Below are 22,175 nucleotides of genomic sequence, written 5' to 3'. Positions count from 1 at the left end.
GTATACCAATCTCAGTCGCTTTTGCTAACCGGATCGTCGGACAGGGCCTGATCGACCCGTTCCAGCAGGTCGCGCACCTGCTCGCGGGTGGTGCCGCCGCTGGTCGCTTCGGGGCGTTCCTGGCGGTGCAGCAGCTCGTGGGTGATGTTCAGCGCGGCCATCACGGCGATGCGGTCAGCGCCGATCACCTTGCCGCTGCTGCGGATCTCGCGCATCTTGCCGTCCAGGTAACGAGCGGCGCCGACCAGGTTGTTGCGCTCCTCGGGCGGGCAGATGATCGAGTATTCCTTGTCGAGGATCTGGACGGTGACGCTATTGCTTGAACTCATGAGTCTTGCTCCAGGGCCTTGAGGCGCAGGATCATCGATTCGATCTTGCGTTTGGCGATCTCGTTCTTTTCGATCAGGTGGGCGCGTTCCTCGCGCCAGGATCGTTCCTGAGCTACTAAGAGTGCGTTTTGCCGCTTTAGTTGCTCGACCCGTTCGATCAGCAACTCGAACCGGCTCATCAGTGCTTGCAGGTCGTTCTCTTGCATGGGTTGCACTCGATTCCTTCACTCGCCTGGCGATCATGCCTGCCCCAAGGGCGCGACGGCCAGTGCCGATGGTCTTGGCGCGCCTGCCGGTGCTAGGATACAAGGTCTCCATTCTAGTCATTGCGCCGTCTGGCGCCTAGCTGCCCATGCCCAATACCCAATCGCCCTACATCGCCTTCGCCATGTTGCTTTCGAGCAATGGCCACCCCGTCACCCCTGCCGAGCTGCATGGCCTGCTGATCGGTCGCAGTTGCGCCGGCGCCGGCTTCGATGCCGATGCCTGGCTGGCCGATGCCGCCCAGTTGCTCGAGACCGAGCCCGGTGACTCGGTGCGCAATGCCCTGGTCGGCCTGCAAGAGATGGTCAAGGCCGAGCTGACCGGCGAGGACGTCGCCATCGTCCTGCTGCTGCCTTCCGATGATGCCGCACTCAGCGACCGCGCCACCGCGCTGGGGCAGTGGTGCCAGGGCTTCATCACCGGCTTCGGCCTGAACGCCGGCGGCAAGGACCTGTCCACCGATGCCAAGGAAGTGCTCCAGGACCTGGTGGCCATCTCCCAGGTCCAGGAAGCGCTGGAAGAGTCCGAGGACGGCGAGAGCGACTACATGGAGGTCATGGAGTACCTGCGCGTCGCCCCGCTGCTGCTGTACACGGAGCTGGCCGCACCCGCCGCGCCCGCGCCAAAGCCATCGCTGCACTGATCTGAACGGGGTCGTTTGCCCATGAGCCACATACCCAAGGCGGAGTACGCCCGTCGGCGCAAGGCGCTGATGGCGCAGATGGTCCCCAACAGCATCGCCATCCTGCCGGCCGCGGCGGTCGCTATCCGCAACCGCGACGTCGAGCATGTCTATCGCCAGGACAGCGATTTCCAGTACCTGAGCGGCTTCCCCGAACCCGAGGCGGTGATTGCCCTGATTCCGGGGCGCGAGCATGGCGAGTACGTATTGTTCTGCCGCGAGCGCAACCCCGAGCGCGAGCAGTGGGACGGCCTGCGTGCTGGCCAGGAAGGCGCAGTGCGTGATTTCGGCGCCGACGATGCCTTCCCCATCAGTGATATCGACGAGATCCTGCCGGGCCTGATCGAAGGCCGCGAGCGGGTCTACAGCAACATGGGCAGCAACGCCGAGTTCGACCGCCGGCTGATGGAGTGGATCAACGTGATCCGCTCCAAGGCCCGCCTCGGCGCCCAGCCGCCGAACGAGTTCGTTGCCCTGGATCATCTGCTGCACGACATGCGCCTGTATAAATCGGCGGCGGAAGTGAAGGTCATGCGCGAGGCCGCGGCGATCTCCGCCCGAGCCCACGTGCGTGCCATGCAGGCCTGCCGCGCCGGGCTGCACGAGTACAGCCTGGAAGCCGAGCTGGACTACGAGTTCCGCAAGGGCGGAGCGAAGATGCCGGCCTACGGCTCGATCGTCGCCGCCGGGCGCAATGGCTGCATCCTGCACTACCAGCAGAACGACGCGCCGCTCAAGGACGGCGACCTGGTCCTGATCGACGCCGGTTGCGAGATCGACTGCTACGCCAGCGACATCACCCGCACCTTCCCGGTCAGCGGGCGGTTCTCGCCGGAACAGAAAGCCATCTACGAGCTGGTGCTGGCGGCCCAGGCCGCGGCGTTCGCCGAGATTGCCCCGGGCAAGCACTGGAACCACGCCCACGAGGCGACCGTGCGGGTGATCACCGAAGGGTTGGTGACGCTGGGGCTGCTCAAGGGTGAGGTGCAGGCCTTGATCGACAGCGAGGCCTACCGTGCCTTCTACATGCACCGCGCCGGACACTGGCTGGGCATGGATGTGCACGACGTGGGCGAATACAAGGTCGGTGGCCAGTGGCGCGTGCTCGAACCGGGCATGGCGCTGACCGTCGAACCCGGCATCTACATCGCCGCCGACAACCAGACGGTGGCGAAGAAGTGGCGTGGCATCGGGGTAAGGATCGAGGACGACGTGGTGGTGACCAGGCAAGGCTGTGAAATCCTGACTTCAGGCGTGCCGCGCACGGTCGCCGAGATCGAGGCGCTGATGCACGACGCCCGCAAGGACGCCGCATGAACCGGGTCAACCTGGCGATCATCGGTGGCGGCCTGGTGGGCGCGAGCCTGGCCCTGACGCTGCAGGCCGCGGCCAAGGCCCGTGGCTGGAAGATCCTGCTGATCGAGCCGTTCGCCCCCGGCGACAGCTTCCAGCCCAGCTATGACGCACGCTCCTCGGCGCTGTCCTACGGCACCCGGCAGATCTATGAGCGCCTGGGGCTGTGGCAGACCATCAGCCGCCGCGCCGAGCCGATCCGGCAGATCCAGGTGTCCGACCGCGGCCGCTTTGGCGGCACCCGCCTGGACGCCCTGGAGGAGGGCGTGCCGGCACTCGGCTACGTGGTCGAGAACGCCTGGCTTGGCCAGTGCCTGTGGCAGGCGATCGACAACGAAGTGATCAGCTGGCGCTGCCCTGCGCAGGTGCAGGCGATGCAGGCCATCGCCGGTGGCTACCGCCTGCAGCTGGATGACGACACTTCGCTGGAATGCGACCTGGCGGTGCTGGCCGACGGCGGCCGTTCGGGCCTGCGCGAGCAGCTGGGCATCCATGTGCGCAACACGCCCTATGACCAGAGCGCGCTGATCGCCAATATCACCCCGGGTGAAGCCCACGCCGGTCAGGCCTTCGAGCGTTTCACCGAGCAAGGCCCGATGGCCTTGCTGCCACTGGCGGACAACCGCTGCGCGCTGGTCTGGACCCGCCAGGGGATGGACGCCAGGCGCCTGGCCGAGCTCGACGAGCGCAGCTTCCTGCGCGAGCTGCAGGAGGCCTTTGGCTATCGCCTCGGCGCCCTGCGCCAGGTCGGTGCCCGCCATCTCTACCCACTGTCGCTGGTCGAGGCCGAGGAGCAGGTACGCCCGCACCTGGTGGTGCTGGGCAATGCCGCCCACAGCCTGCACCCGATCGCCGGCCAGGGCTTCAACCTGTCGCTGCGCGACGTGCAATCGCTGGCGGACGCCCTGCTGGCCGGCCCGGCACTGCCGGGCGACCTGGCCACGCTGCAGGCCTATCACCAGCGCCAGCGCCTCGACCAGGCCCTGACCATCGGCTTCTCCGACCAGGTCACCCGCCTGTTCGGCAGCAGCCAGCCACTGCTGGCTGCCGGGCGCAACCTCGGCCTGCTTGGCCTGGACCTGCTGCCACCGGCAAAAAGCTGGTTCGCCCGCCAGGCCATGGGCCTGGGTACCCGCCCCGACCCGCGAGGCCGCCCATGAGCGATGTTCGCCGGCTCGCACGGCGGGCACGGATGCTGCGCTGGTTGTTGAACTTCTACCCGCCCTACCTGGGCGCCGGCATCCATATCCAGGAAATCAGCCCGGACATGCGCAGCGTCAAGGTGCGCATGAAGCTGACACGGTGGAATCGCAACTACGTCGGCACCCAGTTCGGCGGCAGCCTGTACGCGATGGTCGATCCGTTCTACATGCTGCTGCTGATCGAGCAGTTGGGGCGTGAATACATCGTCTGGGACAAGGCCGCCAGCATCGATTTCATCTCGCCGGGCAAGGGCCCGGTGTATGCCCAATTCCACGTCGACGACGCGCTGCTGGACGAGATCCGCCAGCAGACCGCCAGCGGCAAGAAATACCTGCCGCGGTTGCAGGTGGAGATTCGCGACGGCGCCGGTGAGCTGGTGGCGCGGGTCGACAAAACCCTATACGTGCGGCTCAAGCCGCAAGCGAGGCAGGCGTAAGGCATGGAAATGCGCGCAGATCTGTTGATTGTCGGTGCCGGTATGGTCGGCAGCGCCCTGGCCCTGGCCTTGCGCCACAGTGGCCTGGAGGTTCTCCTGCTCGACGGCGGGCCGATGACGGTCAAGCCGTTTGACGGCGAGGCACCTTTCGAGCCGCGGGTAAGCGCCCTGTCGGCCGCCAGCCAGCGCATTCTCGAGCGCCTCGGGGCCTGGGACGGCATCGCCCGGCGGCGTGTCTCGCCGTACTCGGACATGCATGTCTGGGACGGCAGCGGCACTGGCGAGATCCATTTCTCCGCGGCCAGCGTGCATGCCGAGGTGCTGGGTCATATCGTCGAGAACCGCGTGGTCCAGGATGGCCTGCTGGAGCGTCTGCACGACAGCGATGTCGGGCTGCTGGCCAACGCTCGCCTGGAGCAGCTGCGCCGCTCCGGTGATGAGTGGCTGCTGACCCTGGCCGATGGCCGCAAGCTGCGCGCGCCGCTGGTGATCGCCGCCGATGGCGCCAACTCGGCGGTACGCCGCCTGGCCGGCTGTGCAACCCGTGAGTGGGATTACCTGCACCACGCCATCGTCACCAGCGTGCGCTGCAGCGAGGCACACAGGGCCACGGCCTGGCAGCGTTTCACCGACGAAGGCCCGCTGGCGTTCCTGCCGCTCAGCCGCGATGGTCGCCAGGACTGGTGCTCGATCGTCTGGTCGACCACCCCGGAGCAGGCCGAGCAGGCCATGGCGATGGACGACGCGGCCTTCCGTCAGGCTCTTGAGCGGGCTTTCGAGGGGCGTCTGGGCGATGTGCTGGAGGCAGATCCGCGGGTCTGCGTGCCGCTGCGCCAGCGCCATGCCAAGCGCTACGTGGAGGAGGGGCTGGCGCTGATCGGCGATGCGGCTCACACCATCCACCCATTGGCCGGGCAGGGGGTCAACCTGGGCTTTCTCGACGCCGCGGTGCTGGCCGAGGAACTGGTCCGTGCCTGCGAGCGTGGCGAGCGCCTGGCCGATGTGAAGGTGCTGAGCCGCTTCGAGCGGCGACGGATGCCGCACAACCTGGCGTTGATGGCGGCGATGGAGGGCTTCGAGCGTTTGTTCCAGGCCAATCCGCTGCCCCTGCGCTGGCTGCGCAACAGCGGCTTGAAGCTGGTAGAGCAGATGCCCGAGGCCAAGGCGCTGTTCGTGCGCCAGGCCCTGGGGTTGTCCGGGGACTTGCCGGAGCTGGCCAGGGCTTGAGGGCCGGGGCCGCCTGGCGGCCCCGGCAATGGATCAGGCGGTGCGCATCACGCTCATGCGCCCGACCAGCGGCAGCTTGCCGAGCAGGCCGAACAGCGGCACCGTCCAGCGCACCAACGCCTCGCTGGCCTTGGCCGCCAGGGGCGTGTGGCAGCTCCAGCCCAGTGCCAGCACCGCCATCAACAGGCCGCCGATGTAGTCGTCCTGCCCCCAATGGGCGCCGGCCACCAGGCGCGGCAGCATGAACAGCAAGGCCAGTGCCCAGATCACCAGGTGCTGCACCAGGCGACGGCTGAACAGGCTCATGAACAGCGCCCAGATCAGCAGCACCGAGGCGTGGTCACCCGGGAAACTCTGGCTGGAGCGGTCCTTCAGTTCCCACTTCGCTTCCATGTGCGGATAGAAGTCGCTCAGGTGCACGGCGTCGTCGAACACCATCGACGGGCTGTTGTGTTGCCAGCCCATTGCGCTGACCCACTTGGAAAACAGCGCGCGAATCACCACTAAGAGGAGTAGGGTCACCAAAAAGCCGAAAAAAGCCTGGCGCACTTGGGTAGCCTTGAATACCCAATCGCCGTGGATCAGCAGCGACAGCATGATCAGGCCGACCAGGATGTCGAAGGGGCGTAGGCTGCCGACTGCCCAGATCGACCGCCAGACCAGGTTGTCGGCCAGTGGCGCATTGAGGCTGTGGAACAGCCATTCGTCGAAAGTCAGGCACAGGATCTGGCCAACGGGCCACAACCAGAAACACAGTAGTGCGATGGGTAGCAGGGTGCAGGCTGCCAACGGTCCCCAGGACCACCTTGCTTGGAACAGTGGTCGATTGTCCATAAAATACCTCGATATCCAGCAGGAAGTGAGCGCCTCGTGAGCGCTCTGCGACGGACCTTTCGGTCTCCTGTAATTATTTTGTAATCATTTTTAGAAAGCCAGACAACCATGAGCGACTTGCCAGATACCGATTTCACTCAACGCTTCCTGTTCGACGACCGCGACGTGCGCGGCGAGATGGTCGCGCTGGAACGCAGCTACGCCGAGGTGCTGGCCAAGCACGCCTACCCGCAGCCGGTAAAGCATCTGCTCGGTGAACTGATGGCCGCCGCCGCGCTGCTGGTCGGCACCCTGAAGTTCGACGGGCTGCTGGTGCTCCAGGCGCAGTCCCAGGGCCCGGTGCCGCTGCTGGCCATCGAGTACACCAGCGAGCACGACATCCGTGGCCTGGCACGCTATGAAGCCGAGCAGATCAAGGCGGATGCCAATCTGGCCGACCTGATGCCGGGTGGTCACCTGGTGCTGACCATCATTCCGGTCAATGGCCAGCGCTACCAGGGCACCGTCGAACTGGACGGCAAGGACCTGTCGGAGTGCTTCACCAACTACTTCGTCATGTCGCAGCAGGTGAACACCTGCATCTCCCTGGCCGCCGATGGCGCGCGTGCCCGCGGCCTGCTGGTGCAGCAGCTGCCGGCCGAGATCCACAAGGACAGCGAGGAGCGCGAGGAAAGCTGGGCCCACGTCAAGGCCCTGGCCAACACCGTGAAGACCGAGGAACTGCTCGGCCTGGACAACGAAACCGTGCTGCACCGCCTGTACCACGAGGACGCGGTTCGCCTGTTCGATATCCAGCCGCTACGCTTCCGTTGCAGCTGCTCGCGCGAGCGTTCCGCCAACGCCCTGGTCAGCCTCGGCGAGCAGGATGCCAAGGCGCTGGTGGCCGAATGCGGCGGACAGGTCGAGATCGATTGCCAGTTCTGCAACGAGCGCTATCTCTTCGATGCAAGCGATGTCGCGCAATTGTTTGCCGGTGGCGGCACCGAGGCGCCGTCAGAAACTCAGCACTGAAACGGTTAACTACAGGAAATTCTCCTGTCGAATTGCGCAAAAACGCAGTTCTGACAGGAGGGGCCTACTTTTTTTGGGCGTTTCTGGCATAATCCGGCCACTTTTTTCGCTGTAGTAGTTTTTTCGAGACGACTACAAAACGTTTGGAGCACTCGGCCTCGGGCCGGATGGGGTATCTCATGACGCAAGCCAACAACACCGTGTACACCGACCTGAGCGTCGATGAGCTGGTAAAAGAAGCGCTGTCCCGCGGTGAAGGCGTGCTGGCCGATACTGGCGCGCTGGTGGTGGAAACCGGTCACCGCACCGGCCGTTCGCCGGCTGACCGTTTCATCGTCGAAGAACCGTCCACCCAGGACCAGATTGGCTGGGGCCCGATCAACCGCAAGTTCCCGGCCGACAAGTTCGATGCCCTGTGGGACCGCGTCGAGGCGTTCAACAACGCCCAGGAGCACTTCGTTTCCTACGTTCACGTAGGCGCTGCGGCCGAGCACTACCTGCCGGTCAAGATGACCACCCAGACCGCCTGGCAGAACCTGTTCGGCCGTTGCCTGTTCATCAACCCCGAGCAGTACAACCCGGCTGGCCGTGGTGAGTGGCAGATCCTCAACGTCGCCAACTTCGAGTGCGTGCCTGAGCGTGACGGCACCAACTCCGATGGCTGCGTGATCATCAACTTCGCCCAGAAGAAGGTGCTGATCGCCGGCATGCGTTACGCCGGTGAAATGAAGAAGGCGATGTTCTCGGTGCAGAACTTCCTGCTGCCGGCCGCCGACGTGCTGCCGATGCACTGCGCCGCCAACATCGGCGAAGAGGGTGACGTCACCCTGTTCTTCGGCCTGTCCGGCACCGGCAAGACCACCCTGTCGGCCGACGAAAGCCGTTACCTGATCGGTGACGACGAGCACGGCTGGGGTGAGGGCGTGGTGTTCAACATCGAAGGCGGTTGCTATGCCAAGTGCATCGACCTCTCCGAGAAGAACGAGCCGGTCATCTGGAAAGCCATCAAGCACGGCGCGGTGCTGGAAAACGTCGTGATCGACGCCAACAAGCACGCCGATTACGCCGACGTGAGCCTGACCCAGAACAGCCGTGCCGCCTACCCGCTGGCACACGTCGAGAAGGTCTCGGCAGAGAACCTGGGCGGCGAGCCGAACGCGGTCATCTTCCTGACCTGCGACCTGACCGGCGTACTGCCTCCGGTATCGATCCTGAACAACGAGCAGGCGGCTTACCACTTCCTGTCCGGCTACACCGCGCTGGTCGGTTCCACCGAAATGGGTTCGGGTGGCGGCATCAAGTCGACCTTCTCCACCTGCTTCGGCGCACCGTTCTTCCCACGTCCGGCCGGCGTTTACGCCGAACTGCTGATCAAGCGTATCAAGGCGTTCGGTTCCAAGGTCTACCTGGTCAACACCGGCTGGACCGGTGGTGGCTACGGCGTCGGCAAGCGTTTCAGCATCCCGACCACCCGTGGCGTGATCGCTGCCATCCAGAGTGGCGCTCTGGTCGGTTCCGAAACCGAGCACCTGAACATCATCAACCTGGACGTGCCGAAGGCTGTTCCAGGCGTCGAGACCGAACTGCTCAACCCACGCAACACCTGGGCTGACAAGGCTGCCTACGACGAAGCCGCCAAGGGCCTGGCCACGCTGTTCACCGAGAACTTCAAGAAGTTCGACGTTTCCGACGCCATCAAGGCCGCTGGTCCGCAGCTCTAAGCGGCTGCCGGTTCGGAAGAAAAGCCGCCCTTCGGGGCGGCTTTTTCGTATCTGAAAGCCCGCTTTGAGTGCTGTGTCTACTGAGGCTATCGCAGGGAAGGCCAGCTCCTACAGGATTTACACACCGTTCCTGAAGGTTTGTCGGATAGCCGCATCAATACAGCACGGCCAGAATCTGTTTCACTTGCAGGGCACCCACCAGAAAGCAGATGCCTCATGACAGAATCCCCCCAACGCTCCGCCTTCTCTCATTTTCACCCCATCCTTACGCGCCCGCAGGACAACGACCATAACGGTCACCTCGCCGGCGCCACCGTGCATGCCTTCTTCGAAACCGCCATTCAGGCCTTCCTGGTCGAACAGGCCGAGCTGGACCTGCGCGACGGTGAGCTGGCCGGCTTCGTCGTCAGCTCGGCGGCGGATTTCTTCGCCTTGCCGGGCTTTCCCGACGTGCTCGAGGTGGGCCTGGGCGTGACGCGCCTGGCGGGCAGTACCGTGGAGTTCCGCCTGGCGCTGTTCCGCCCGGGCGAGGCCGAGGCCTGCGCGGCGGGGAGTGTGGTGCAGGTGTTCATCGAGCGGGCCTCGGGGCGTCCTGTGGCGCTACCGGAGACGCTGCAGCTGATCCTCGCCGGACTGTCGCTCAATCGTTGAGGCGAATGATCCCCTCGCGCACGGCGAACAGCACCAGGCCGGGCACGTCGTGGATCTGCAGGCGGTGCATGATCTGCGAGCGGTGAGCCTCGACGGTCTTGATGCTCAGGCCCAGGCCGTCGGCGATGGAGCGAGTGGTCTCGCCGCGGGCGATCAGGCGCAGGATCTCCAGCTGGCGGGTGGTCAGCGGCGGTGTCTGGACCTGACTGACGACGCGCTTGCGGCTGTGTTTCAGGGCCTGGCCGATGACCATCGGCAGCACCGCCGACGACAGGTACTGGCCGCCACCACGCAGGGTCTGCAGGGCCTGCTCCAGTTCGCTCACCGTGGCGCTCTTGAGCAGGAAACCATGGGCGCCCAGCTGCAGGCAGCTCATCACATGCTCGAGCTCCGAGCGTGGCGAGAACATCAGCACCCGGCAGGCGGGGGCACGGATGAACAGCTCCTGCAGGGCCTGCTGGCTGTCCAGCTCGCCGCTCATGTCGAGCACCACGATGTCCGGTTTGAGTTTTTCCGCAAGGCTCACGGCCGTCATGGCATCGCCGGTGTCGCCCACCACGACGAAATCTTTCTTCTGTTCAAGCAGGGCACGCAGGCCGGCGCGGAAGAGCGGCGAGTGATCGGCAAGCAGGATTCGGCAGGGCATGGATAAGGGCCTGTTTCGCAAGGGAAGGGGGGCGGCAGGCCTGCTCGATCCGAAAGCGCACTGCGCGCGGTTGCGCGATCAGTCCTTGTCTGCCGATGGGCGCGGCAGTGCCTCTTATCATAGGCGTTCGAACACCGACGGCAGTAGTGGACGCAGGGGCAGGCCCAGGGCGTGGACGCTCTCGCTGTGACCGATGATCATCAGGCCACCGGGGCGCAGGTGTGCCAGCAGGCGCTGGAGTACCTCGTTCTTGTACCGTGGCGCCAGGTTCGACAACAGGTTGCGCAGCAGGATGACATCGAAGCTGCCGAGCTGTTCAGGCAAGGGTCGGATCAGGTTGTGCGCCTCGAAGCGCACCTGCTCGCGCAGGGCCGCCGTGACCCGCAGCCGGCCAGCCATCTCGTCGACGCCGCACAGGCAGTGGCGGGCCAGCCAGCCTTCGGGGAAGTAGCGTGCCTGGGCGATGTCGTAGATGCCGGCAGCGGCGGTCTCCAGCAGTTGTGGGTCGAAGTCGCTGGCCAGCACCTGCCAGCCGGGATGGCGGGCGTTTTCGGCGGCGACCATGGCCAGGCTCCAGGCTTCCTCCCCGGTGGCGCAGGCGGCGCTCCACAGGCGTGCGGGGTGGTCGAGGTCGGCCAGCCAGCGGGCCAGGCATTCGAAGTGGCGATGCTCGCGAAAGAAGTAGCTGTCACGGGCGACCAGCAGGCGCAGCAGGTGCTCGTGCTCCTCCGCGCCCCGGGGGCTGTCGAGCAGGGCGAGGTAGCGCTCGAAGTCCGCCAGGCCCAGGGCCTTGAGGCGCTTGTGCAGGCGCGCCGCGACCACGGCACGGCGATCGTCGGCCAGTTGCACGCCGGTGGCCTGCAAGACCCGCTGGCGAATCGACGCAAAGCTGGCTTCGCCGAGCAGTGGCGGGCGACGACCGGGCATCCTTCAGCCTCTCCTGGCCCGGGGCAGACAGACGGGGTCGGTGATGATCGTGCGCATTCCCTGCGTCCTGTGCTTGATCGAAACAGCGATGATAACTAGTGGCTAGTGGCCTCCATATCGGGGCAGCCCCTAATCCTCTGGCGGGTATGCAAACGAAAAGGCCCTGCCGATGAGGGCAGGGCCTTAGGCCTCAGGCGTAAGCCTGGCGATCAGTCATGGCGCCAGTGGCGCTTGTGCTTGCGATGGCCATAGTGGTGACCGCGGTCGTAGTAGCGGCGATCGTCGTAGTCGCGACGGTAGCGGCGCGAATCACGGCGCTCATCCTCATCGGCCTTGTTGCCCATGTAGTTGCCCAGTGCGCCACCGGCGCCACCACCGGCGGCCGCGCCGATGTAGCTGCCGGTGGTGCCGCCCACGGAGCGACCCACCACGTTGCCGCCTGCGGCGCCCAGTGCGCCACCGATGGCCGCTTCGCCACGCTGGCGCTTGTCGGCACCCAGGGCGCCGCCGGCCGCGCCACCCAGGCCGGCACCGATGGCGCCGCCGGTGCTACCGCCGATGGAGTTGCCCACCACGGAGCCGAGTACCCCACCCAATGCGCCGCCAATGCCGGCTTCGGTGGTGCCGCCTGCCATGGCAACGCCGCTGAGCAGACCAAAAGACAACAACAGAATCGAGGAGTACTTCTTCATCAAGAGAGCCTCAGAGGGATGACGAAGCGGAATTTGAGGCTCGCCGAGGCGCCTGGCAATCGGAATCCGACGAGTAGCACGAGTTGTACACAATTCTCTAAGTTATTGAATTATGTATGAAACTTTCTCGATTTTCGGTTGTCTGAGCTATTTATGACGAAGCCCTGAACCGTTGCGGAACAGGGCTTTTTTGTGGGCAATTGCTCGGAATCTGCGCTTGCCCTTGTAGGAGCGGCCTTGTGCCGCGAAAGGGGTGCGAAGCGCCCCCACGATTTGTGCATCAAGCAGATATCGCCGGGGCCGCTTTGCGGCCCTTTCCGGCCGGTCCGACGCCTCGGCAAGGCCGCTCCTACAGGGATCGCGCATAGCCCAATCTTGCTCAGATGATGCGCCCGTCGTCCCGCGCCCGCTCCAGCTTGATGGCGATGAACTTCGACGTCGGCGTATGGCTGCCATCGCCGATGCTTTCCAGCGGCACCAGCGGGTTCACCTCCGGGTAGTAGGCCGCCGCCTGGCCGGCGGGAATGTCGAACGCCAGCAGGGTGAAGCCATGCACCCGGCGCACATGCTCATCGCCCCACAGCGACACGATGTCGACCTTCTGCCCTGGCTGGAAGCCCAGGCGGACGATGTCGGCTTCGTTGACGAACAGCACGTCGCGCTGGCCGCGCACGCCGCGGTAGCGGTCGTCCATGCCATAGATGGTGGTGTTGTACTGATCGTGCGAACGCATCGACTGCATGATCAGGTCCGGCAACTGGCCGCTGGCGCGCACGCGCTCGTCGAGCAGGCTGTCGGGCAGCAGGTTGGCCTTGAAGTTGGCACGGCCGCTGGCGGTCTTCCACTGGCGGCTGCCGGCGCTGTTGCCCAGATAGAAGCCGCCGGGCAGGCGCAGGCGTTCATTGAAGTCGGCAAAGCCGGGGATGGTGTCGGCGATCAGGTCGCGGATGCGCGCGTAGTCGGCCACCAGCCAGTGCCAGTCCACCGGCTGCTTGCCCAAGGTGGCGGCGGCGATGCCGGCGACCACGGCCGGCTCCGAGCGCATCTGCCGGGACAGCGGCTTGAGCTGGCCGTTGGAGGCATGGACCATGCTGAACGAGTCCTCCACCGTCACCGCCTGCGGGCCTTCGCCCTGCAGGTCGATATCGGTGCGGCCCAGGCACGGCAGGATCAGCGCTTGCTTACCGTGAACCAGGTGGCTGCGGTTGAGCTTGGTGCTGATGTGCACGGTCAGCTCGCAGTTGCGCAGCGCCTGCGCGGTGCGCTCGGTGTCCGGCGTGGCCTGGGCGAAGTTGCCGCCCAGGCCGATGAACACCTTGGCCCGGCCGTCGAGCATGGCGTGGATCGCCTCGACGGTGTTGTGGCCGTTGTGGCGCGGCACCGGGAAGCCGAAGCGCTTTTCGAGGGCGTCGAGCAGGAAGACTGGCGGGCGTTCGTTGATGCCCATGGTGCGGTCGCCCTGCACGTTGCTGTGGCCGCGCACCGGGCACAGGCCGGCGCCCGGCACGCCGAGGTTGCCGCGCAGCAGCATCAGGTTGACGATTTCCTGGATGGTCGGCACCGAATGGCGGTGCTGGGTGATGCCCATGGCCCAGCACATGATCACCCGCTTGCCTTTGCAGTACATGCGCGCCGACAGTTCGATGTCGGCCAGGGTCAGGCCCGATTGCGCCTGGATCTGCTCCCACGGGGTGGCATCGACCGCAGCCAGGTACTCGTCCACGCCATGGCCGTGCTCGGCGATGAAGGCATGGTCGAAGATCGCCGGCTCGCCCTTGGCCTGGGCTTCACGCTCCCACTGCAGCAGGAACTTGGCCATGCCGCGCAGCAGCGCCATGTCGCCGCCCAGGGCCGGGCGCAAGAACGCCGTGTTGGTCGGGCGATCGGTGTTGGTCAGCATCTCCAGCGGGTTCTGAGGGTGCTGGAAACGCTCCAGGCCACGCTCCTTGAGCGGGTTGACGCAGACCACCTGGGCACCGCGCTTCACCGCGTCACGCAGTGGGTCGAGCATGCGTGGGTGGTTGGTGCCGGGGTTCTGACCCAGGACGAAGATCGTGTCGGCGTGCTCGAAATCGTCGTAGGTGACCGTGCCCTTGCCCACGCCGACGCTTTGACCCAGCGCCACGCCACTGGCCTCGTGGCACATGTTCGAGCAGTCGGGGAAGTTGTTGGTGCCGTAGGCGCGCACGAACAGCTGGTACAGGTACGCCGCCTCGTTGCTGGCCCGGCCGGAGGTGTAGAACTCGGCCTGATCAGGGCTGGACAGGTTGTTCAGGTGACGGGCGATCAGGGCGAAGGCCGCGTCCCAGTCGATCGGCTGGTAGCGGTCAGTGACCGGGTCGTAGATCATCGGCTCGGTCAGGCGGCCCTGGTACTCGAGCCAGTAGTCGCTCTGCTCGAGCAGCGCGCTGACGCTGTAGCGGGCGAAGAACGCCGCATCGACGCGACGCTTGGTGGCCTCCCAGTTGACCGCCTTGGCGCCGTTTTCGCAGAACTTGACCATGCCGCTTTCGGGCGAGTCGCCCCAGGCGCAGCCGGGGCAGTCGAAGCCGCCGTTCTGGTTGGTCTTGAGCAGGGCGCGGATGTTCTTCAGGGCGTTGTCGCTGCCTACCCAGGCCTTGGCCACGCTGCGCAGCGCGCCCCAACCGCCGGCGGGTCCGGGGTAGGGCTTGTAGCGAGGGGTGGAGGCGGGGGCGTTGTCTGGCAGTTTTTCGTAGGAGGTCACGGCTGTTGCTACTCCGCCGCTGGGCTGAACACCCGCGGTGCGCTGTGTTTGGGCAGATGGATAAGGTTGAGGTTGTGCTTGCGCGCCCATTGCAGGGCCAGGCCCGTAGGTGCGGAGAGGCTGACCAGGGTCTGGATACCGGCGCGCAGGACTTTCTGGATCAGCTCCAGGCTGCAGCGGCTGGTGACGATGGCCAGGCCGCCCGCGGTATCGATGCGCTGGCGCAGCAGGGCGCCGATCAGCTTGTCCAGGGCGTTGTGCCGGCCGATGTCTTCGCGGCCCAGCAGCAACTGGCCGTCGCGGTCCATGAACAGCGCCGCGTGCACCGCGCCGCAGTGCTGGCCGAGGGGCTGGAAGGCGTCGATGCGCTGGCGCAGGTCCTTCAGCCAGTGCGCGGGCGGCAGCGGCGCGCCAGGCAGCACGTCCAGCTCGGGCAATGCCTGCTCCAGGGCCTCGACGCCGCACAGGCCGCAGCCGCTGGTGCCGGCCAGCTGACGGCGCTGGTTCTTCAGGTTCCAGAAGGCGCGGCTGGAGATCTCCAGGTCGGCATACAGCGCCGAGCCGCTGCCGGAGAGCTTCACGTCGTAGATTTCTTCGGTACCGGCGACGATGCCACTGCCCACGCTGAAACCGACGGCGAAGTCTTCCAGGTCGGTCGGGCTGACCAGCATCACCGCCTGGTTCAGGCCGTTGTAGACGATGGCCAGGGCCACTTCCTCGGCCAACGGCGTGCTTTCGCGAGCTGTGTCGGTGAGCTGGACGTAGTCGTAGGTGTTACTGGCGGCGGGCAGCGCAAAAGACGTGGACGCCGCGCAGACCGGTGGCTTGCTGTTCATCGGGGCGAATACCGGCTGGCAGTTTGACCCCACAAGCCTAGGCCCCTGTGCCGGTGGCGTCTAATCGCTAGCGTCTATGCCGTGATAGAGCGCGTCGATTGGTCGCAGTGGGGCGGGATGAGGGATCCTGGCCTAGACTCCTGCTTCCATGGATTCACCATCAAAGGAGCGCCACATGAGCCTGTTCAGTTTCGTGAAGGAAGCCGGCGAGAAGTTGATCGACCTGCTGACGCCGGGCAATGCCAATGCCGAGGAACAGTTGAAGAAGCACGTCCAGGACGTTGGCCTGGGTAACCCGAACATTTCGGCCACTGTAGAGGGTGACAAGGTCATTCTCAAGGGCGAGGTGGCCAGCCAGGAAGAGAAGGAGAAGATCATACTGGCCGCCGGCAATATCGCGGGGGTGGCTTCGGTGGATGACCAGATCACCGTCACCGGGCCGGTGGCCCAGGCGGCGCGGTTCGTCGAGGTCGAGAAAGGCGACACCCTGAGCGCCATCTCCAAACGGGTCTATGGCGATGCCAACAAGTACCAGAAGATCTTCGAGGCGAACAAGCCGATGCTGAAGGATCCCAACAAGATCTATCCGGGGCAGGTGCTGCGTATTCCGGATTAATCTTCATCGCCTGATCCGGCTCTTTCGCGGGTAAACCCGCTCCCACAGGTACTGCACCACATTCAAGGACTGTGCAGATTCTGTGGGAGCGGGTTTACCCGCGAAGAGGCCGTCACAGGCCAACCAGTAACTCCCGGTAATCCTCGACCGCCGCAAACTCCTGGGTATCCCGAGGTTCCGCCCGGCTATCCGGCTGGCGCACCGCCAGCAGGTGGCCAACACCAAATCGCCGGGCACTGCGCAGAATCGCCAGGGTGTCGTCGATGAACAGGCTGCGCGCCGGCTCAAAACCGATGTCCGCCTGCAAGGCATCCCAGAACTGCGGACTCTCCTTCGGATACCCATAGTCATGCGAACTGATCAGCCGTTCGAAGTACGGCGCCAGTTCCACCCGCTCCAGTTTCAGCGACAGTGAATCGCGATGCGCATTGGTGATCATCACCACCCGCTTGCCCGCCTTGCGCACGGCCGCGAGAAAGGTGTCGGCATCCGGCTTGAGGGCAATAAGGTCGGCGATCTCCTGTTTCAGCTCGCGGATCGGCAGACGCAGCTCGCGGCTCCAGAAGTCCAGGCAGTACCAGTTGAGTGTGCCGGCATGCTGTTCGAACAGCGGGCGCAGCTCAAGCTCGGCCATGGCCCGGCTGACGCCATGCAACTCGGCGTAGCGCTGGGGCAGGTGCTCCAGCCAGAAGCGGTTGTCGTAGTGCAGGTCGAGCAGGGTACCGTCCATGTCCAGCAGGACGGTATCGATGGCGGACCAGGGAAGAACGGGCATGGGAAATTCTCGATCAGTCGGCAAGCCACGGTATAGTAACCCGTTCACGCCAAGGAGCCGCCCCATGCGCCAGAAACCCACCGTCCTCAGCCGCGAGATCGTCGCCAGCAGCCGCCTGTTCCGGGTCGAGGCCGTGCAGTTGCGCTTTTCCAACGGCACCGAGCGCACCTACGAGCGATTGGTCGGTCGTGGCAACGGTTATGGCGCGGTGATGATCGTGGCCATGCTCGATACCGAGCACGCGGTGCTGGTCGAGGAATATTGCGGCGGGACCGATGAATACGAGCTGTCCCTGCCCAAGGGCCTGATCGAGCCGGGCGAGGACGTGCTGGCTGCCGCCGACCGGGAGCTAAAGGAAGAGGCCGGGTTCGGCGCACGCCAGCTGGAGCACCTGACCGAGCTGTCGCTGTCGCCCGGCTACATGAGCCAGAAGATCCAGGTGGTGCTGGCCTCGGACCTGTACGAAGAACGCCTGGAGGGTGACGAGCCCGAGCCGATGCGGGTCGACAAGGTCAACCTGCGCGAGCTTTCGGCGTTGGCCATGCACCCGCAGTTTACCGAAGGACGGGCGCTGGCGGCGTTGTACCTGGCCCGTGACCTGCTGATCCAGCGTGGGGTGCTGAGCGTATGAACGATCGGCAATTGATGCAGGACGTGGTGGCGCTCGCCTGCTTGGCCGGCGAGGCGATCCTGCCGTTCTGGCGCGCCGATGTGGCCGTGACCAGCAAGGCTGATGATTCGCCGGTGACCGCTGCCGACCTGGCGGCCCATCGGGTGATCGTGGATGGGTTGCAGGCGCTGGCACCGCAGATCCCGGTGCTGTCCGAGGAAGATTGCGAGATTCCGCTGGCCACCCGCCAAGGCTGGCAGCGCTGGTGGCTGGTCGATCCGCTGGATGGCACCAAGGAGTTCATTGCCGGGAGCGAGGAGTTCACCGTCAATATCGCGCTGATCGAGAACGGCGAGGTGGTGTTCGGGGTGGTGGCGATGCCGACCAATGGCCGCTGTTATTTCGGCGGGCGCAACCTGGGGGCCTGGCGTGTGGAGCGTGATGGCGGTGCGCAGCCGATCCAGGTACGCAACGCGCCACCGCAGGGGGCGAAGTTTACCGTCGTCGCCAGCCGTCGGCATTCCAGCCCGCAGCAGGAGGCCCTGCTGGCCGGGTTGAGTGGTGCGGTGGGTGAGCTGGAGCTGGCCAATATCGGCAGTTCGCTGAAATTCTGCCTGCTGGCCGAAGGCAGTGCCGACTGTTATCCGCGGTTGGCGCCGACCTCGCAGTGGGATACGGCGGCTGCGCAGGGCGTGCTGGAAGGGGCCGGGGGTGAGGTGATCGGGCTGGATGGGCTGGCGTTCCGGTATCCGGCGCGGGAGTCGTTGCTCAATCCGTTTTTCCTGGCGTTGCCCAAGGCTGCCGGTTGGCGGAAGGCGTTGATTGAGCTGGCGGGCGCTATCCGGGCTTGAGATAGCCGGGGCTGCTTTGCAGCCCATCGCGGCACAAGGCCGCTCCTACAGGGGATCACGTTTCCCTGTAGGAGCGGCCTTGTGCCGCGATGGGCCTCCAAGCTTTCAGCGATGCAACACGTACTGCCCGCTGAACCTCACCGCAGGCTCGTCGCTACCCTCGTTGCTCACCACCGTCTCCAACGTCAGCCGCGCCCGCCCGCGACGCTGGTACATCGTCAGGAACCGCTCCCAGGTCTTCTCGTCCGGCGCCGGGCACTGTGCCACCGCCGTACCGGTAACCGGCAGCGGATAACTGATCTGCCCTTCCTGGATGACGATATGCCCGTCATCGATCCCCAGCTCGCGCAGGCGCAGGTGCAGCCAGCCCCAGCCCACCAACACCGCGCCGCAGTACAGGCTGCCGCCGAACATGGTGCTCTTGTGGTTGACGTTGGGGGCCAGCGGCAGCTTCAGGCGCAGACAGTGCCGCTGCCAATCGATGACTTCCATCCCCATCTCGCGGGTCAGGGGAATATCACTGTGCAACACGGATTGCAGGTACTGGCTGTCGGTGCTCATGGACGGTTGTCCTCCTGGTCGTCGTGCCCGCCGCCGCCGTCGAAGCTCAGGCCATGCTTGCGCAGCTTGTCGTGCAGGGTCTTGCGCGGGATGCCGAGGGCTTCGGCGAGGCTGCGCATCGAGTTGTGCGGTTGGCCCAGCTCGGCGGCGATCAGCGAGCGTTCGAACTGCTCGACCTGCTCGCTGAGGTTGCCGGTTGGCACGGGCACCTGGATGTCATGGGTCGCCGCGGGCGCCTGGCCATCGAGGGCCAGCTCAAGGCCCAGGGCGAAGCGTTCGGCTGCGTTCTGCAGTTCGCGCACGTTGCCCGGCCAATCGTGGCGCAGCAGCACGGCGCGCTGCGCCGGTTGCAGGCTGTGGGGCGGCAGGCCGTGGCGCTCGCTGGCGGCGTCGGCGAAGTGCTGGAACAGCACGAGGATGTCATCGCCGCGCTCGCGCAACGCGGGAATACGCAGCGGCGCGACGTTGAGGCGGTAGTACAGGTCGGCGCGGAAGCGGCCCTGGTCGGCAGACTGGCGCAGGTCTTCCTTGGTCGCGGCAATGATGCGGATATCCAGCGGGATCAGCTGGTTGCCGCCCAGGCGTTCGACAACCCGTTCCTGCAGCAGGCGCAGCAGCTTGACCTGTACATCCAGGCTCATGCTCTCGATCTCGTCGAGGAACAGTGTGCCGCCGTTGGCGAACTCGAACTTGCCGATCCGGCGTTTCTGCGCCCCGGTGAAAGCCCCGGGCTCGTGGCCGAACAGCTCGCTCTCGACCACGGACTCGGCCAGGGCGCCGGCGTTGATCGCCACGAACGGGCCGTCGCGGCGGCTCGACAGGTCGTGCAGGGCACGGGCCACCACCTCCTTGCCGGCGCCGGTCTCACCGAGGATCAGCACGTCGGCGCGGGTCCCGGCGAGGGCGCCGATCTGCTCGCGCAGGCGCTGCATGCCCGGCGACTGGCCGACCAGGCGCGTGGCCAGCTGCTGGCGGTCGCTCAGGGCCAGGCGCAGGCTGCGGTTGTCCAGCACCAGGCGGCGCAGGGCCAGGGCACGGCGCACGCTGTCGAGCAGGGCGTCGCTGGCGAAGGGCTTTTCGAGGAAGTCGTAGGCGCCGGCGCGCATTGCCTGCACCGCCAGCGGCACATCGCCGTGGCCGGTGATCAGCAGTACCGGCAGCTCGTTGTCGCGGGCATGCAGTTGTTCCAGCAGTTGCAGGCCATCGATGCCGGGCATGCGGATATCGCTGACCACCACCCCTGGCCAGTCTTCCTCGATGCGCCCGGCCAGGCCCTGGGCGTCGGCCAGGGCCACGACCTTGAGCCCGGCCAGGTCCAGGGTCTGGCTCAGGGCCTGGCGCAGGTGCGGGTCGTCGTCGACCAGGAGCACCTGGGCGTGGCTGTCGATCAGTGTCTCGGTCATGCCGAGGTGTCCTCCGAAGATTGCAGGTTGGCGCCGGGCTTGGCCACGCGCAGTTTCAGCGTCAGCAGGGCACCGCCTTCCGGGTGGTTGCCCAGCAGCAGCTCGCCGCCCAGCGCATGCATCAGGCTTTCACAGATGGCCAGGCCCAGGCCCAGGCCCTGGGTGCGGGTCTTGGTGGTGAAGAACGGTTCCTTGGCGTGCTCCAGGGCCTGGCGGCTGAAGCCGGGGCCATTGTCGCGGATGTACAGGTAGACGCAGTCATCCTGGCGTTCGGCACTCAGCCACAGCCTGCGTGGGTTGGCTTTCTCGGTGAGGGCATCGAGGGCGTTGGCCAGCAGGTTGCCCAGCACCTGGCGCAGGCGGGTCTCGCCGGCCTGCACCCACAGGGTAGCCTCGGGCAGGTCGCGCACCAGTTCCACGGCCATGGCCCGGCGGCGCTTGGCCAGCAGCGCGAGGGCGTCGTCCAGGGCCGGTTGCAGGGCCACGCTTTCCGGGGCGTGCTGGTCGCGGCGGGCGAAGGCGCGCAGGTGGGCGATGATCGAGGCCATGCGCCCGGTCAGCTCGCCGATCAGCTTGAGGTTGCCGCGCACGTCCTCGGTGCGCTGATGATCAAGCAGGATCTCGGCGTTCTCGGCGTAGCTGCGGATGGCCGCCAGCGGCTGGTTCAGCTCGTGGCTGATGCTGGCCGACATGGTGCCGAGCACCGACAGCTTGCCGGCCTGGACCAGTTCGTCCTGGGCGCGCACCAGCTCTTGCTGGGCGCTTTCGCGCTCGAGCACCGCGCTCTTGAGTCGGGTGTTGAGGCCTTCGAGGTCGGCGGTGCGTTCGATCACGCGGTTTTCCAGCTCCTGGCGGGCACGGGCCTCGAAATCGATACGGTCGATGTAGTGGCGACGGCGCTGCATCACCAGGCCGGCCAGGAGCATGGTCACCAGCAGCGCGCCGCCGCCGATGGCCATGACCGTCTGCACCGAGCGGTCGACCAGCAGGCGCGGGGCGAGGATGCTCACCTGCCAGCCGGTTTCCTTGATGTCGCGGGTCTGGATCAGCCAGGCGGCCTGGTCGAGGGTCAGCGGTTGCGGCGCCTGGGTCGGGTAGGGCTGGATGGCGACGATGGCCTGGCGCTCGGCCGCGGTCAGCTCGCGGGTGGCGCGAAAGCGCCAGTCCGGGCGCGAGGTGAGCACCACCACGCCGTTCTGGTCGGTCAGCAGCAGTTGTTCCGGAGTGCGGCCCCAGAGGGTTTCGGTGTGATCGAGATCGACCTTGACCACCAGCACGCCGATCACCTTGTCGCGGTCGTGCACGGCGGCGGCGAAGAAGTAGCCGCGCTTGGCCGAGGTGGTGCCTTGGCCGAAGAAGCGCCCCAGGCGGCCCTCCATTGCTTCGATGAAGTAGGGGCGGAACGAGAAGTTGCGGCCGACGAAGCTGTCCTGCTTGTCCCAGTTGGAGGCGGCCAGGGTGTTGCCGCTGACATCCATCAGGTACATCACCTCGGCGCCGGTCTGCTGGGTGATGTGCTTGAGCAGGCGGTTGGCGTTGGTCACCGCCTCGAGGCGCAACGGGTCGGCCAGCACGCTGCGCAGCGCCGGCAGGTCGCCGAGGATCTGCGGCAGGGTTTCATAGCGGTGCAGGGTGCCCAGCAGGTTGGCGACGTAGAGGTCGAGGGTCTGGCGGTTCTGCGAAGCCAGTTCGTCCTGATAGTAGCGCTCGGCCAGGTGGTGCAGCGGCCACAGCAGCGGGGCCAGGCACAGCGCCAGCAGGGCCAGGCTGCGCCAGCGGGGGCGGCGGGGAGGCGTGGGTCTTGGGATCATTGCGATAATGG

Annotated in this window: 23 protein-coding genes; 11 read left to right on the top strand and 12 right to left on the bottom strand. The window is 65.9% G+C overall.

The features are described from left to right. Positions 1 to 11: 11 nt before the first annotated feature. Both POF53_RS03830 and POF53_RS03825 read right to left on the bottom strand, forming a co-directional pair. Positions 12 to 329: a cell division protein ZapA gene (locus POF53_RS03830; RefSeq protein ID WP_203648834.1), complete on the bottom strand. Its 318-nt coding sequence runs from the start codon at positions 327 to 329 to the stop codon at positions 12 to 14. Beyond that, complete coding sequence (locus POF53_RS03825; RefSeq protein WP_023631616.1) at positions 326 to 535, bottom strand: TIGR02449 family protein; 210 nt, start codon at positions 533 to 535, stop codon at positions 326 to 328. The genes POF53_RS03830 and POF53_RS03825 overlap by 4 nt, the downstream gene beginning before the upstream one ends. 146 nt (positions 536 to 681) lie before the next feature. On the opposite strand from POF53_RS03825, the gene POF53_RS03820 reads away from it, so the two are divergent. The 5 genes from POF53_RS03820 to POF53_RS03800 are packed head-to-tail and all read left to right on the top strand — an operon-like array spanning position 682 to position 5,494. Beyond that, positions 682 to 1,236 carry a YecA/YgfB family protein gene (locus POF53_RS03820; RefSeq protein ID WP_232854823.1) on the top strand — a complete coding sequence of 185 codons (555 nt, stop codon included), beginning with the start codon at positions 682 to 684 and terminating at the stop codon, positions 1,234 to 1,236. A gap of 21 nt (positions 1,237 to 1,257) precedes the next feature. Beyond that, positions 1,258 to 2,592, top strand: a complete 1,335-nt coding sequence (gene pepP, locus POF53_RS03815; RefSeq protein WP_498966450.1) for a Xaa-Pro aminopeptidase — start codon at positions 1,258 to 1,260, stop codon at positions 2,590 to 2,592. After that, the gene (gene ubiH, locus POF53_RS03810; protein WP_186712116.1) at positions 2,589 to 3,788 is read left to right on the top strand and encodes a 2-octaprenyl-6-methoxyphenyl hydroxylase; all 1,200 of its coding nucleotides are present in this window, start codon (positions 2,589 to 2,591) and stop codon (positions 3,786 to 3,788) included. The genes pepP and ubiH overlap by 4 nt, the downstream gene beginning before the upstream one ends. Beyond that, positions 3,785 to 4,267, top strand: a complete 483-nt coding sequence (locus tag POF53_RS03805; protein WP_203648827.1) for a DUF4442 domain-containing protein — start codon at positions 3,785 to 3,787, stop codon at positions 4,265 to 4,267. The genes ubiH and POF53_RS03805 overlap by 4 nt, the downstream gene beginning before the upstream one ends. A 3-nt stretch (positions 4,268 to 4,270) precedes the next feature. Next, on the top strand, positions 4,271 to 5,494 hold the full coding sequence (locus POF53_RS03800; RefSeq protein WP_498966448.1) for a 2-octaprenyl-3-methyl-6-methoxy-1,4-benzoquinol hydroxylase: 1,224 nt from the start codon (positions 4,271 to 4,273) through the stop codon (positions 5,492 to 5,494). A gap of 33 nt (positions 5,495 to 5,527) precedes the next feature. Here POF53_RS03800 and POF53_RS03795 read toward each other — a convergent pair whose 3' ends face one another. Continuing rightward, positions 5,528 to 6,238 (bottom strand): phosphatase PAP2 family protein, encoded by a 711-nt coding sequence (locus tag POF53_RS03795; RefSeq protein ID WP_498966445.1) that lies wholly within the window; start codon positions 6,236 to 6,238, stop codon positions 5,528 to 5,530. Positions 6,239 to 6,436: 198 nt separating this feature from the next. Here POF53_RS03795 and hslO point away from each other — a divergent pair, with 198 nt between their 5' ends. The 3 genes from hslO (at position 6,437) to POF53_RS03780 (ending at position 9,711) form a co-directional block, all read left to right on the top strand. Then, a complete protein-coding gene (gene hslO, locus POF53_RS03790; RefSeq protein ID WP_475860339.1) occupies positions 6,437 to 7,339 on the top strand; it encodes an Hsp33 family molecular chaperone HslO in 903 nt (300 codons plus the stop codon). A 179-nt stretch (positions 7,340 to 7,518) separates the two neighbouring features. Further along, positions 7,519 to 9,060 carry a phosphoenolpyruvate carboxykinase gene (locus POF53_RS03785; protein WP_498966443.1) on the top strand — a complete coding sequence of 514 codons (1,542 nt, stop codon included), beginning with the start codon at positions 7,519 to 7,521 and terminating at the stop codon, positions 9,058 to 9,060. Positions 9,061 to 9,276: 216 nt separating this feature from the next. Further along, complete coding sequence (locus tag POF53_RS03780; protein ID WP_186712110.1) at positions 9,277 to 9,711, top strand: acyl-CoA thioesterase; 435 nt, start codon at positions 9,277 to 9,279, stop codon at positions 9,709 to 9,711. Here the strand turns inward: POF53_RS03780 and POF53_RS03775 are convergent. From POF53_RS03775 to fdhD, 5 genes are all read right to left on the bottom strand, one after another. Beyond that, positions 9,701 to 10,357 (bottom strand): response regulator, encoded by a 657-nt coding sequence (locus tag POF53_RS03775; RefSeq protein ID WP_232854827.1) that lies wholly within the window; start codon positions 10,355 to 10,357, stop codon positions 9,701 to 9,703. The two genes, POF53_RS03780 and POF53_RS03775, sit on opposite strands and share 11 nt — an antisense overlap. A 117-nt stretch (positions 10,358 to 10,474) precedes the next feature. Then, on the bottom strand, positions 10,475 to 11,284 hold the full coding sequence (locus tag POF53_RS03770; RefSeq protein WP_498966440.1) for a CheR family methyltransferase: 810 nt from the start codon (positions 11,282 to 11,284) through the stop codon (positions 10,475 to 10,477). A 209-nt stretch (positions 11,285 to 11,493) separates the two neighbouring features. Next, positions 11,494 to 11,976 carry a glycine zipper domain-containing protein gene (locus POF53_RS03765; RefSeq protein ID WP_234561233.1) on the bottom strand — a complete coding sequence of 161 codons (483 nt, stop codon included), beginning with the start codon at positions 11,974 to 11,976 and terminating at the stop codon, positions 11,494 to 11,496. 379 nt (positions 11,977 to 12,355) lie between these two features. Next, complete coding sequence (locus POF53_RS03760; RefSeq protein ID WP_203648800.1) at positions 12,356 to 14,701, bottom strand: FdhF/YdeP family oxidoreductase; 2,346 nt, start codon at positions 14,699 to 14,701, stop codon at positions 12,356 to 12,358. Between the two features lie 8 nt (positions 14,702 to 14,709). Then, positions 14,710 to 15,537 (bottom strand): formate dehydrogenase accessory sulfurtransferase FdhD, encoded by an 828-nt coding sequence (fdhD, locus tag POF53_RS03755; RefSeq protein WP_254463901.1) that lies wholly within the window; start codon positions 15,535 to 15,537, stop codon positions 14,710 to 14,712. Positions 15,538 to 15,712: 175 nt separating this feature from the next. Here fdhD and lysM point away from each other — a divergent pair, with 175 nt between their 5' ends. After that, complete coding sequence (gene lysM, locus POF53_RS03750; RefSeq protein WP_028689196.1) at positions 15,713 to 16,153, top strand: peptidoglycan-binding protein LysM; 441 nt, start codon at positions 15,713 to 15,715, stop codon at positions 16,151 to 16,153. A gap of 112 nt (positions 16,154 to 16,265) precedes the next feature. Here the strand turns inward: lysM and yrfG are convergent, their stop codons facing one another. Beyond that, entirely contained in the window at positions 16,266 to 16,928 is a 663-nt protein-coding gene (gene yrfG, locus POF53_RS03745; RefSeq protein ID WP_498966437.1) for a GMP/IMP nucleotidase, read from the bottom strand. 64 nt (positions 16,929 to 16,992) lie between these two features. Here yrfG and nudE point away from each other — a divergent pair, with 64 nt between their 5' ends. Both nudE and cysQ read left to right on the top strand, forming a co-directional pair. After that, a complete protein-coding gene (nudE, locus tag POF53_RS03740; RefSeq protein ID WP_028689194.1) occupies positions 16,993 to 17,559 on the top strand; it encodes an ADP compounds hydrolase NudE in 567 nt (188 codons plus the stop codon). Continuing rightward, the gene (gene cysQ / locus POF53_RS03735) at positions 17,556 to 18,389 is read left to right on the top strand and encodes a 3'(2'),5'-bisphosphate nucleotidase CysQ (protein ID WP_498966434.1); all 834 of its coding nucleotides are present in this window, start codon (positions 17,556 to 17,558) and stop codon (positions 18,387 to 18,389) included. Before nudE ends, cysQ begins: the two co-directional genes overlap by 4 nt. Positions 18,390 to 18,494: 105 nt before the next feature. Here the strand turns inward: cysQ and POF53_RS03730 are convergent, their stop codons facing one another. Genes POF53_RS03730 through POF53_RS03720 form a run of 3 tightly spaced genes read right to left on the bottom strand, consistent with a single transcriptional unit; the run spans position 18,495 to position 22,164 of the window. Next, positions 18,495 to 18,950 (bottom strand): thioesterase domain-containing protein, encoded by a 456-nt coding sequence (locus tag POF53_RS03730; protein WP_203648777.1) that lies wholly within the window; start codon positions 18,948 to 18,950, stop codon positions 18,495 to 18,497. Next, positions 18,947 to 20,353, bottom strand: coding sequence for a sigma-54-dependent transcriptional regulator (locus POF53_RS03725; protein WP_203648775.1), 1,407 nt, complete (start codon positions 20,351 to 20,353; stop codon positions 18,947 to 18,949). Before POF53_RS03725 ends, POF53_RS03730 begins: the two co-directional genes overlap by 4 nt. Next, entirely contained in the window at positions 20,350 to 22,164 is a 1,815-nt protein-coding gene (locus POF53_RS03720; RefSeq protein WP_232854834.1) for a sensor histidine kinase, read from the bottom strand. The genes POF53_RS03725 and POF53_RS03720 overlap by 4 nt, the downstream gene beginning before the upstream one ends. Positions 22,165 to 22,175: the final 11 nt, after the last annotated feature.

This window comes from Mitsuaria sp. RG (genome assembly GCF_028369275.1).
In the GTDB taxonomy this organism is placed as follows: domain Bacteria; phylum Pseudomonadota; class Gammaproteobacteria; order Pseudomonadales; family Pseudomonadaceae; genus Aquipseudomonas; species Aquipseudomonas peradeniyensis.
The sequence above is the reverse complement of the archived record's forward strand: the minus strand, read 5'-3'. Positions and strand labels throughout refer to the sequence as shown.

Bases quoted from the DNA above. Each gene is read 5' to 3' on its own strand.
- POF53_RS03775 (WP_232854827.1), bottom strand. From the start codon at position 10,357: ATGCCCTGCCGAATCCTGCTTGCCGATCACTCGCCGCTCTTCCGCGCC.
- POF53_RS03770 (WP_498966440.1), bottom strand. From the start codon at position 11,284: ATGCCCGGTCGTCGCCCGCCACTGCTCGGCGAAGCCAGCTTTGCGTCG.
- ubiH (WP_186712116.1), top strand. From the start codon at position 2,589: ATGAACCGGGTCAACCTGGCGATCATCGGTGGCGGCCTGGTGGGCGCG.
- pepP (WP_498966450.1), top strand. From the start codon at position 1,258: ATGAGCCACATACCCAAGGCGGAGTACGCCCGTCGGCGCAAGGCGCTG.
- POF53_RS03830 (WP_203648834.1), bottom strand. From the start codon at position 329: ATGAGTTCAAGCAATAGCGTCACCGTCCAGATCCTCGACAAGGAATAC.
- yrfG (WP_498966437.1), bottom strand. From the start codon at position 16,928: ATGCCCGTTCTTCCCTGGTCCGCCATCGATACCGTCCTGCTGGACATG.
- POF53_RS03800 (WP_498966448.1), top strand. From the start codon at position 4,271: ATGGAAATGCGCGCAGATCTGTTGATTGTCGGTGCCGGTATGGTCGGC.
- POF53_RS03805 (WP_203648827.1), top strand. From the start codon at position 3,785: ATGAGCGATGTTCGCCGGCTCGCACGGCGGGCACGGATGCTGCGCTGG.
- fdhD (WP_254463901.1), bottom strand. From the start codon at position 15,537: ATGAACAGCAAGCCACCGGTCTGCGCGGCGTCCACGTCTTTTGCGCTG.
- POF53_RS03720 (WP_232854834.1), bottom strand. From the start codon at position 22,164: ATGATCCCAAGACCCACGCCTCCCCGCCGCCCCCGCTGGCGCAGCCTG.
- hslO (WP_475860339.1), top strand. From the start codon at position 6,437: ATGAGCGACTTGCCAGATACCGATTTCACTCAACGCTTCCTGTTCGAC.
- POF53_RS03785 (WP_498966443.1), top strand. From the start codon at position 7,519: ATGACGCAAGCCAACAACACCGTGTACACCGACCTGAGCGTCGATGAG.
- POF53_RS03820 (WP_232854823.1), top strand. From the start codon at position 682: ATGCCCAATACCCAATCGCCCTACATCGCCTTCGCCATGTTGCTTTCG.
- POF53_RS03730 (WP_203648777.1), bottom strand. From the start codon at position 18,950: ATGAGCACCGACAGCCAGTACCTGCAATCCGTGTTGCACAGTGATATT.
- cysQ (WP_498966434.1), top strand. From the start codon at position 17,556: ATGAACGATCGGCAATTGATGCAGGACGTGGTGGCGCTCGCCTGCTTG.
- lysM (WP_028689196.1), top strand. From the start codon at position 15,713: ATGAGCCTGTTCAGTTTCGTGAAGGAAGCCGGCGAGAAGTTGATCGAC.
- POF53_RS03725 (WP_203648775.1), bottom strand. From the start codon at position 20,353: ATGACCGAGACACTGATCGACAGCCACGCCCAGGTGCTCCTGGTCGAC.
- nudE (WP_028689194.1), top strand. From the start codon at position 16,993: ATGCGCCAGAAACCCACCGTCCTCAGCCGCGAGATCGTCGCCAGCAGC.
- POF53_RS03825 (WP_023631616.1), bottom strand. From the start codon at position 535: ATGCAAGAGAACGACCTGCAAGCACTGATGAGCCGGTTCGAGTTGCTG.
- POF53_RS03765 (WP_234561233.1), bottom strand. From the start codon at position 11,976: ATGAAGAAGTACTCCTCGATTCTGTTGTTGTCTTTTGGTCTGCTCAGC.
- POF53_RS03780 (WP_186712110.1), top strand. From the start codon at position 9,277: ATGACAGAATCCCCCCAACGCTCCGCCTTCTCTCATTTTCACCCCATC.